The organism is Prochlorococcus marinus str. MIT 9201 (assembly GCF_000759955.1).
In the GTDB taxonomy this organism is placed as follows: Bacteria; Cyanobacteriota; Cyanobacteriia; order PCC-6307; family Cyanobiaceae; genus Prochlorococcus_A; species Prochlorococcus_A marinus_G.
On sequence record NZ_JNAL01000002.1, the window covers coordinates 46,787 to 56,069 of the forward strand.

General features: G+C 30.7%; 11 protein-coding genes and 1 pseudogene. 4 read left to right on the plus strand and 8 right to left on the minus strand.

Features of this window, described 5'->3' with window-relative positions; translation table 11 throughout:
- Positions 1-204: 204 nt before the first annotated feature.
- The 3 genes from EU95_RS08380 to lipB are packed head-to-tail and all read right to left on the minus strand — an operon-like array spanning position 205 to position 3,308.
- Positions 205-648 carry a YlqD family protein gene (locus tag EU95_RS08380; protein ID WP_025880659.1) on the minus strand — a complete coding sequence of 148 codons (444 nt, stop codon included), beginning with the start codon at positions 646-648 and terminating at the stop codon, positions 205-207.
- Between the two features lie 38 nt (positions 649-686).
- Positions 687-2,630 (minus strand): AMP-binding protein, encoded by a 1,944-nt coding sequence (locus tag EU95_RS08375; RefSeq protein WP_032521317.1) that lies wholly within the window; start codon positions 2,628-2,630, stop codon positions 687-689.
- A 27-nt stretch (positions 2,631-2,657) separates the two neighbouring features.
- Positions 2,658-3,308 carry a lipoyl(octanoyl) transferase LipB gene (gene lipB, locus EU95_RS08370; protein WP_025945702.1) on the minus strand — a complete coding sequence of 217 codons (651 nt, stop codon included), beginning with the start codon at positions 3,306-3,308 and terminating at the stop codon, positions 2,658-2,660.
- Positions 3,309-3,352: 44 nt separating this feature from the next.
- Between lipB and hpf the strand changes: the two genes are divergently transcribed.
- From hpf to EU95_RS08350, 4 genes are all read left to right on the plus strand, one after another.
- On the plus strand, positions 3,353-3,937 hold the full coding sequence (hpf, locus tag EU95_RS08365; RefSeq protein ID WP_032521318.1) for a ribosome hibernation-promoting factor, HPF/YfiA family: 585 nt from the start codon (positions 3,353-3,355) through the stop codon (positions 3,935-3,937).
- A 7-nt stretch (positions 3,938-3,944) separates the two neighbouring features.
- Positions 3,945-4,601, plus strand: a complete 657-nt coding sequence (locus EU95_RS08360) for a deoxyribose-phosphate aldolase (protein WP_032521319.1) — start codon at positions 3,945-3,947, stop codon at positions 4,599-4,601.
- Positions 4,602-5,387 carry a DNA repair protein RecO gene (recO, locus tag EU95_RS08355; RefSeq protein ID WP_032521320.1) on the plus strand — a complete coding sequence of 262 codons (786 nt, stop codon included), beginning with the start codon at positions 4,602-4,604 and terminating at the stop codon, positions 5,385-5,387.
- Between the two features lie 85 nt (positions 5,388-5,472).
- Positions 5,473-6,639 carry a glycosyltransferase family 4 protein gene (locus EU95_RS08350; protein ID WP_032521321.1) on the plus strand — a complete coding sequence of 389 codons (1,167 nt, stop codon included), beginning with the start codon at positions 5,473-5,475 and terminating at the stop codon, positions 6,637-6,639.
- Here EU95_RS08350 and proC read toward each other — a convergent pair.
- From proC to EU95_RS10045, 5 genes and pseudogenes are all read right to left on the minus strand, one after another.
- On the minus strand, positions 6,636-7,448 hold the full coding sequence (proC, locus tag EU95_RS08345; protein ID WP_032521322.1) for a pyrroline-5-carboxylate reductase: 813 nt from the start codon (positions 7,446-7,448) through the stop codon (positions 6,636-6,638). The genes EU95_RS08350 and proC overlap by 4 nt on opposite strands.
- A 7-nt stretch (positions 7,449-7,455) precedes the next feature.
- A complete protein-coding gene (locus EU95_RS08340; protein ID WP_032521323.1) occupies positions 7,456-8,031 on the minus strand; it encodes a cell division protein SepF in 576 nt (191 codons plus the stop codon).
- 147 nt (positions 8,032-8,178) lie between these two features.
- A complete protein-coding gene (locus EU95_RS08335; protein WP_032521324.1) occupies positions 8,179-8,814 on the minus strand; it encodes a YggS family pyridoxal phosphate-dependent enzyme in 636 nt (211 codons plus the stop codon).
- A 3-nt stretch (positions 8,815-8,817) separates the two neighbouring features.
- Positions 8,818-9,084, minus strand: a complete 267-nt coding sequence (locus EU95_RS08330; protein WP_032521325.1) for a PII-interacting protein PipX family protein — start codon at positions 9,082-9,084, stop codon at positions 8,818-8,820.
- An 18-nt stretch (positions 9,085-9,102) separates the two neighbouring features.
- Positions 9,103-9,283, minus strand: a pseudogene (locus EU95_RS10045) (energy-coupling factor transporter transmembrane protein EcfT); the annotation flags it as partial.

A 9,283-nucleotide genomic window follows, 5' to 3' on the forward strand; every position in this document is an offset into this window, starting at 1 on the left:
TGCATAAGTTTCAAGGGATTTCTACCAAACTTCCTAAAGTTTTTATGGTTAAGAACCCTTTAAACTCTTGTTCTAATTATACGAAATCATGTTCACAGTGGGAACTCTTAAAACTTAAGAAAGTAATAATTTAGATCGATTAGAATTTAAAACTTTTCGAAATTAAGATTTACTTACATTTTTCAAAAATACTAAATCTTCTCTTTAATTATTATCTATAGATTGAATAACTCCATCCTTAACCGTAATCGATACTTGCATTTTTTCAATAAGATTGTCTCCCACAGTGACATCACAGAAACTATCCACTTGCCCTTGATCAACAATTTCGTCCATTTTTAATTCGCGAACTTGACTCTGTTGTTGAAGAAGATTTCTTTTTTGTTCTTCAATTTCATTTCGTTTTGCTGCGACTTGTTGTTGTACCTGACTAACCTGTTCTTGAACTCTTGGATCTAAGGGATTAACCGATTGGGATCTAATATTATTTACTATTTGCTGCCCCTCTTGCTCCAGTTGCGATAATTGCTGATCAATGTTTGAAATTGCTTTACTTAATTCTTTTTCAGCATCTTCCTTCCAAGTTGGTGTAACTACAGCTTTAATAGCTATTGAGCGCTTTATAGATATTGAGTTTTTTGTTTCCATAAAAAATTAAATTACCTTTACAATATAGATAGGACAAATCAAATTTTCTTACTAAATTTGTTTTCATACATATTTTCTATTTGTAATGAATACTTTTTTTCTATTTCTTTTCTTTTTTGTTTAAGAGTTTGTGTTAATAAACCATTTTCTAGAGTAAAGGCATCAACAAAATAACAACCTAATATTTGTTCTTCTGATCTTGCTCCTAATCGACTTTTAAGCAAATTATTAATTTGTGATTTGAAAAATGTACCAATTTTCTTATTCAGGTTTAATTTTGAAAGGTCTTCTTCCAAAAACTTGCTTTTAACCAATTCGACATTAGGAACTACGAGAGCTGTTAAACATTTCTTATCTTGTCCTACTAATTGAATCTGATTAATAAATTCTGAACTAAGAATTTCAGTCTCTAGGGGATTCGGTTCTATATTTTCACCACTTGATAGCACTATTGTATCCTTGGCTCTTCCGGTTATAAAGAGAGAACCATTTGGTATTAGAAAACCTAAATCACCAGTATCAAACCAACCATCCTTGGATAAAACATCATTTGTAGCTATTTGATTATTAAGATAACCTTTCATTACTTGCGGCCCCTTAACAAGAATTTTCCCGACTTCTCTGAACTTCAGAATCTTTTTTTTATCATCATTCACTATTTTGATTTCAGTAAATGAGAGAGGCTGCCCAGATGATCCTCTAACATTTAATTCTCTTCTCCTACAAGTTAATACTGGACTAGTTTCTGTGAGTCCATATCCCACCAAAACATCTACACCTAAAGATTCAAAAAAAAGATCTACATGTTCTGGCAATGCACCTCCACCATTAATAGGAAATTTCAGTTTTTCACCACATAGTTGTCTAAGAATATTCGGCCATAAAAAAATAGTAGACAATTTATGTAAAGGGTATCGGCTAATCACAGAACCCAGTAAGGGGATTTTTGATTTAAAAGTTATTTGATTTATATCTATATTTCTTATCTTTCTAAGACTTCTTTTAAAAACCGAACTATTACTTATCAAAAACTTAATAAGTTTTTGCTTTTTGGAAGGCATTTTTTTCAAAGCCTGAAAAAAACCATCATGTATTGCTTCCCATAGTCTCGGTACAGTAGCCATGACAACAGGTTTTATTTGTGTAATATCATCTTTAAGAAATTTTGGAATTGTATAGTATTGAGAACAACCGCATGAAAAAAAGAAGTATTCAGCACTTCTCTCATAAGAATGCCAGATAGGCAAAACGCTTAATACAGAGGTCCCTGGTTCTGGATCAGCGATATAGGCTAAATTGATTATTTGATGTAAAAAATTTGCATGAGTCAAAGGCACACCTTTAGGTTTTCCGGTCGTCCCAGAAGTGTAAAGAATAGTAGCGACGTCATCAATTTCTGGATTAAATTTTTCAAAATTATTATTTTGTGAATTTTCTTTTTCTACTGAACTTATGAATGTACTCCAACTTATTAAACTTTCAAATTGTTCATCTTCTAAATTGATTATAAATTTCAGTCTTTTTTTTAATTCTTCTTTGTTGTTTAACTTTAGCCAAATCTCCTTAGATTGAACTATTAGTCCTACTGAATTAGAGTGCCCAATAATATAGTCTAATTCTACTGAAGGAGAATTAATACCTCTCACTGCATTTATAGCTCCTAAACGCATTAAGCCTTGATCTACTGCTAGCCATCTTGGAGAATTTTCAGATATTACAGTAACTACATCCCCCTTTTTTAAACCATAATTTTCAAAAGAAGAAGAGACTTTTGTTATTAAATCAGCCAGCTCAGAATAAGAAAATTTTTCTTTGTATTTCCCTCTTAAATCGCAAACAGCTAAAGTATCACCACATTTAAATTTTAATTTTTCCCAAATTTGATCTATATGATCAAGGTTCTTAATAAATTCTCTATTTTTGGCAAATGTATTTTTTTTAGAAAGAGGTTTGGCTGCAGGCCAATACGCTAAATCACCCATATTAAATTGATTTTGAAATTTTAATTTCTATTTTGATATAAAATCAAAATTAAATTCTTCCTCGATGGTTTTTTTAACAATTCTCTTGACTTCTTGAATATTTAAATTTTTGTTGTAATCAATCATATTTGCCATAAGACAATTTTCTATTCCGCAAGGAACAATCTTATTAAAGTTTTCTAATTCGCAGTCAATATTGATTGAAAATCCATTAATCGTAATCCATCTTTTACACCCAATTCCAATTGATGCAATTTTCTTATTTCCTATCCAAACACCAGTAAACCCTTTTCTAGAGTGACAATTTATATTAAAAGCTCCAAGGATTTTTATAATAATTTCTTCAATTTTTCTTAAGTACCAATTTAAATCTTTATTAAAATTTTTCAAATCCAAAACCAAATACGTTACTAATTGTCCTGGCATATGACAAGTTACCTCACCACCTCTATCAATCTTAAAAACATCATATTTAGCATCATTTAGAGAAAATAATAAATTATCGTAATTAGATCCTCTCCCCAATGTATAGCAGAGTTGATGCTCCCCTATCCAAATAAAATCAGGGTTAGAATTATCTAAAATCAATGCCTCCTGATATTCTTTTTGTAATTTATAAACATCATTAAAAGAAGAAATATTATCAGGTTGCTTAATTATTGCTGTTCTATTATCCATATTTAAGTAGATTTAGATAGTAAGTAAATATTTTTAGATTTGTTATGAAAATTTTAATCCATGGAAAGAATCTTGAGCTCACTGGAGCATTAAAAGAATATACTGAGGCAAAGATAGAAAAAGCAACACATCACTATAAGGATATCGTTAAAGAAGCTGACATACACCTTTCAATTGAAAAGAATCCAAGAGTCTCGTTCCAAACTGCAGAAGTTACTATTTTTGCAAATGGTACCGTAATTAGAGCTGAAGAAAAAACTGAAAATCTATACTCAAGCATTGATTTAGTTTCAAATAAACTTTGTAGAAAATTACGCAAATATAAAGAAAGAAACAATAAAACAATTCATAATAAACAATTTAAAAATAAAGATTCTTTTCCAATTGAAAGTATGGAATCAAATTTTTTAAATAAAGCTTTTTTTAAAGAAGGAACTGAAGCAAGTCTGCCTGAGCCATCTATAAAAAATAAATACTTTGAAATGACTCCAATTTCATCAGACGAGGCAAGAAAACAATTAGATCTAATTGATCATGATTTTTATGTTTTTCGAAACAAGAAAAATAATGAACTTCAAGTTATATATAAAAGGAATCATGGAGGTTATGGATTGATTCAATCTAAATAAGTTTTAAATGCCCAATATTGAATATGAATTAAACGAGAAAATTCATGCGATTATTATTAACCCCTATTTATCATGGGAAGATTTCTGTGTGAATTGCGATTTAATAAGAAAATACAATATCAAAAATATTTCTACTTCACTAAATTATTTAACTGATCTTAAAAACTGTTTGGGTAATTACAGTGCGGATATAAACGCACTTATTTCTTACCCTTTAGCAGATTTACCAGTTTCATTTATTGAAGAATTAGTTTGTTTTGCAAAAGATAAGGGTGCAAAAGGAATTGAATATATCCCAAACTTTATCAATTTATCCAAAAGAAATTTAGAAAATTTCGCTGCTGAAATTGAGCAAGTTAAATTATCTGGATTACCAGTTTCAATAATCATAAATAAATCAAAACTACAAGAAGAAGTTTTTATTAATGCGATAGAAATATGTTTGGAATTAGGAATAAAAAATTTTCAATTCGGGGACGGGTTTGGATCTCCTCTTAAATCTAATGATGTCGCTGAAATACTAAAAATAACAGGCTCTCAAAATCAAATAAAAGTTGTAGGTGGTATAAAAAAACTGACACAAGTTATTGATTTGTTTGATAATGGAATTAGTTGCGTTGGAACTTCTAATTTTTGTGAGATTTTCCAAGAAGTAAATTTTTAAATGTCTGGTTCTGGTGAGTGCAGACTAGAGGGTCTCTGTATTAAAGCTTCTCCATTAGGCGAGAATGATAGATTAATAACTATTCTTACTGATGAGCAGGGGATTGTTCGATTAGCGGTACCTGGGGCTAGACGTCCTAAAAGTAGTCTTGCCGCAGCTACTCCATTAACATACTTAAGTCTGCAAATTTTTGGGAAAAGAAATCTTAAATCTGTACGTCAAATTAAAATATTAAAAAGCTATTCTGGTCTAGGGAAAAATATTGAATGTCTTGCAGCCGCGCAAGCAATAACTGAATTAACTTTTTTATTAGTAGGTAATAATGATAAGCAACAAAACTATTTAACTTGTGTTCTTGAACATCTAGATAGGATTTATTTGTATGAAGAATCTAAAGAAGAAGATATTAAAATGCTCTCAATGAGTATTCAATCTTTAATCCATCTATTAGCCATTGGAGGTATAAATTTACCAATTCATCATTGCTGTAAAACGGGAGAACCCATTATTCCGCCTTTAGGAAATTGGGAATGGAGTTGTTATTATTTGCCAAGTGAAGGGTTTTCGTCAATTGAAGATCCTCAAAGTAATCTAAAAATAAATGCATCTGAAGTTGCTCTATTACAAAGACTTCTTTTTCCCGAATTACCAATAAAATCCAATGGCGAGTTGTTGGGTCCCAAAAAAGTCTGGCTTAAAATATTATTTATTATTGAAACTTGGATCTGTACTCAATTAGAGAAGGAGCTATCTTCACTAAAAATGTTGAGAGAAATATATAGTTAGCATCTTCATGAAGCATTAAAAAATTTAAAAAATAGGATCATGGCTCCTTTGCCTGTTAACTTAATAAATAGATAATTTAATTAATGTGGTTCATATTGCCTGGTTGGGTAAGAAATCCCCTTTTTGTGGAAATGTAACTTACGGTAATTTAACTACTAAGGAATTAAAGGCAAGAGGTCATAAAATTAGTTTTATTCATTTCGACAATCCCTCTAGTTCAAATTCATCAAACCCATTATTTCTTGCAAATGATCCTGATGTAAGTCTCCCATATTTAATTAAGTCTCAAGTTTATACAATACCCTCGCCAAGGGCAGAAAAAGAGCTAAGGCTATCATTGGAAAGATTAAAACCTGACATAGTACATGCAAGCCTAACTTTATCTCCTTTAGACTTTAGACTTCCAGAGCTTTGTAATGAAATTAATGTTCCTCTTATAGGAACATTTCATCCACCATTTGATGCAAAAAATAGAAATCTAACTGCGAGCACTCAACAATTAACATATCAACTTTATGCACCCTCTTTAGCAAAGTTCGATAAAATAATTATTTTTTCTGAACCTCAAAAAAATGTTCTTGAGAAATTAGGAGTACCTACAGAAAAACAAATAGTGATTCCAAACGGCGTTGATGAAAATATTTGGAAACCTTTTTGCGAAAAAAGTAAAAAATATGATCAGGTAAAAAACAAACTTGGAAATGAAAGAATCTTTTTATATATGGGAAGGATTGCAAATGAGAAAAATATCGAAGCACTTTTACGTTCTTGGCGCCAAATAAAAACTCAAAATTGCAAATTAGTTATTGTTGGGGATGGACCAATGAAGCCAACACTTGAAAATAGTTTTTCTAACCTTGGTAATGAGAAATTAATTTGGTGGGGTGCCGAATTAGATTTAGAAACTAGGATAGCAATAATGCAAATAGCAGAAGTTTTTTTCTTACCAAGCTTAGTAGAAGGTTTATCATTATCACTTTTAGAGGCAATGTCTGCTGGTACTGCTTGTGTAGCTACAGATGCCGGAGCTGACGGTGAAGTTTTAGATAACGGAGCAGGAATAGTAATTTCAACTGATAATGTGGCTGCACAATTAAAAACTATAATCCCAATTCTTGTAGAACACCCTTCATTTACAAAAGATCTTGGAGAGAAAGCTAGAGAACGTATACTTCAGAGATACACAATTACTAAAAATATAAATTCACTTGAAAAAGTTTATATGAACTTAAAAGATAATTCAAAAACCTAACGAAACTCCTTACTTCTATTTCTAGCTGAAACTATTGATTCAATTAATGCTGATCTTACACTCTTTTTTTCTAAAACTCTTAAAGCAGAGATAGTTGTTCCACCTGGAGAGGTTACTAAATTTTTAAGCTCAGAAGTAGTAAGTTTATTTTCCTTTATTAGAAAAATAGTCCCTAGTATCATTTCCATAACAAGTTCCTCTGAAATTATTTTTGGTAATCCCCCACTTAATCCTCCATCACTTAATGCTTCTATAATTAAAGCAATAATTGCAGGACCTGATGAAGTTAAAGCTAAAAATATATCAAGGTAATCTTCATTAAATTCATAAATTTTACTAGTATTTTCAAATAATTTTTTTGTGAATTGTTTCTGATCTTCTGTAATTTCTTCTCCCCAAGAAATCCCTGTTAAACCTTTTCCAATAGTTATTGGAATATTTGTAACCACTCTCACACATTTATGATTAGGAAACTTTTGAGCAAGTCTATTTATTGAAACTCCGGCAAGAATAGAAACTATTAAATTGTCCTTATTTTTTATGTGATGGGCCTCACTTATGTCATTTAATTGTTGGGGTTTTATCGAAAGAAGTTTATATTGACAATCCCAAATTATTTTTGACTCTTCAGAACCTGATTTATAAACGTTTATATTATGTTTATAATTATTTTTTATTTTTTCTAAACTTTTTTCTGTATTTACAACACAAAAAACATTCTCTGGCTGAATTAATTTGTTATCTAATAGAGGTGTAACTATAGCACTTGCAATATTTCCAAAACCAATTACAGCAATTTTATCTGTCACAGATTAATCATGAATAAGCACTTAATTTAGAATTACCCCATGCTGGTTCAGGAGTAGTATTTTTGCCCAAACTATATTGTGGTATTTTTTCTGTAGGAACAGAAGAAGGAGACGCTTCTTCTGGTGAAGAGCTAGTTACATTTACACAACTTGGCGCAAAAAGAAAAATACTTTCACCGACTCTCTCTTGATGTCCATCAATTGCATATGTACCCCCAGCAATAAAATCAACCGCTCTTTGAGCTTGATCAGGATCCATCATAGTTAAATTAAGAATTACGGTTTTTCTCTCTCTTAATGCTTGTATCGCTTGAGGCATCTCATCAAAACTTCTTGGTTCCATTAAGCTTACTTCTGAGGATGAATTTGAAATTCCAGGCATACCAACCACTTTTGATGATCTGTTGTTATTCATAAAATCGAATGGATTTGAATTTGCAAGAGCATTTGAATTTCTTGGATTTTGTTTGAAATCATTAATATCATTTAATTCATCATCTGATGCATAGTCCAGATCATCAAAATCATCATCGAGATACTCATCCCCTGCAACAACGGCCTTTAATCTAGAAATAAGTGACACCTTTTAAATCCTCTTGAAATTGATTACCAAGGTTTAAGAACCTTGGGTAATATATTCATTTTTAAATGAATAAACTACCTATACTTAAATAACGTTAGTTGTACTTTACCGCAAGTTAATAGATAGAATTTTTATAAAAAAAACTAATTAGAACCTTCCTCCAAAAATCAATGACCCTAATCTTAACCAAGTTGATCCAGCGTCAATTGCTTCCTTCCAGTCCCCTGACATACCCATGGAGCAATCTGGGAGTTGAAGTGAATCAGCAAGGGCACGACATTTTTTAAACAATTCTGAATTTTCTTTGGAGCTAAGTCCTTTAGGATTGATAGTCATCAAACCGGTTAATTTGATATTTTTCAACTCTTGAATCTCTCCCCATTTCAATTTTAAGAATTTAGGATCAAAGCCCCCTTTAGTGGGGTCATCACTCAACTTAACCTGTAACAGTATTAATGGATTTTTCTCCTCTTCATGCGAAATATTAGAAATCTTTTGCAACTTTTCAAATGAATCTACTGAATGAATATATTTGAAATTTTGTACTATTTTTCTTATTTTATTACTTTGTATACGTCCAATAAAGTGCCAATTTATTTGTTTAAGGTCTTTTAGGATTTGTTGTTTTTCAAACGCCTCTTGAAACTTACTCTCACCAAAATCATTTTGGCCTAGATTTTGAATAGTCTTGATTTCTTGACTTTTAAATCCTTTACTTACAGCGAGAATATTTACATTTGATGGGATTTTATTTTTTATTTCTAAATAATTTGCAGGTTTCACCTTTTATAAGAAAGTTTGTGTAAATAAATTCTCCCATTTAGATAGTTCTTCAGATCTTTGTCTTCTAGCTTTTTGAAGATTTAATTCGGCCTGATTACGGGCATCTAAATATGGTATAACTTCAAAAAAAACTTCTCTCAGTCTAACTTCAACTAAAAAAAACATTTTTTGAGCATATAAAGTGGCATAAATATCCCTTCCATCATTACCTGGAGAGACTTGGTACAACATACCAAATGTTGGATGGTTTAAATAACGCTCAGAAGTCAAACTTAAATATTGTGTTATTTATAATGCACCATACAGTTTTCTAAGAAAAATTGCTATGCAAATAAAACAAATCGATAATGTATTAACAATTACATTGAGAGGTTTCGAAGAATTAAAAGTTCTAAATCTATTTGTTTTTATAATAATTTCTTTCTTTGAGAGCAATGATTCTGCTCCTTGATCAATTCTCAGAAATATA

Coding starts and splice junctions, on each gene's coding strand:
- EU95_RS08380 (WP_025880659.1), bottom strand. CDS start 648: ATGGAAACAAAAAACTCAATATCTATAAAGCGCTCAATAGCTATTAAA.
- EU95_RS08375 (WP_032521317.1), bottom strand. CDS start 2,630: ATGGGTGATTTAGCGTATTGGCCTGCAGCCAAACCTCTTTCTAAAAAA.
- lipB (WP_025945702.1), bottom strand. CDS start 3,308: ATGGATAATAGAACAGCAATAATTAAGCAACCTGATAATATTTCTTCT.
- hpf (WP_032521318.1), top strand. CDS start 3,353: ATGAAAATTTTAATCCATGGAAAGAATCTTGAGCTCACTGGAGCATTA.
- EU95_RS08360 (WP_032521319.1), top strand. CDS start 3,945: ATGCCCAATATTGAATATGAATTAAACGAGAAAATTCATGCGATTATT.
- recO (WP_032521320.1), top strand. CDS start 4,602: ATGTCTGGTTCTGGTGAGTGCAGACTAGAGGGTCTCTGTATTAAAGCT.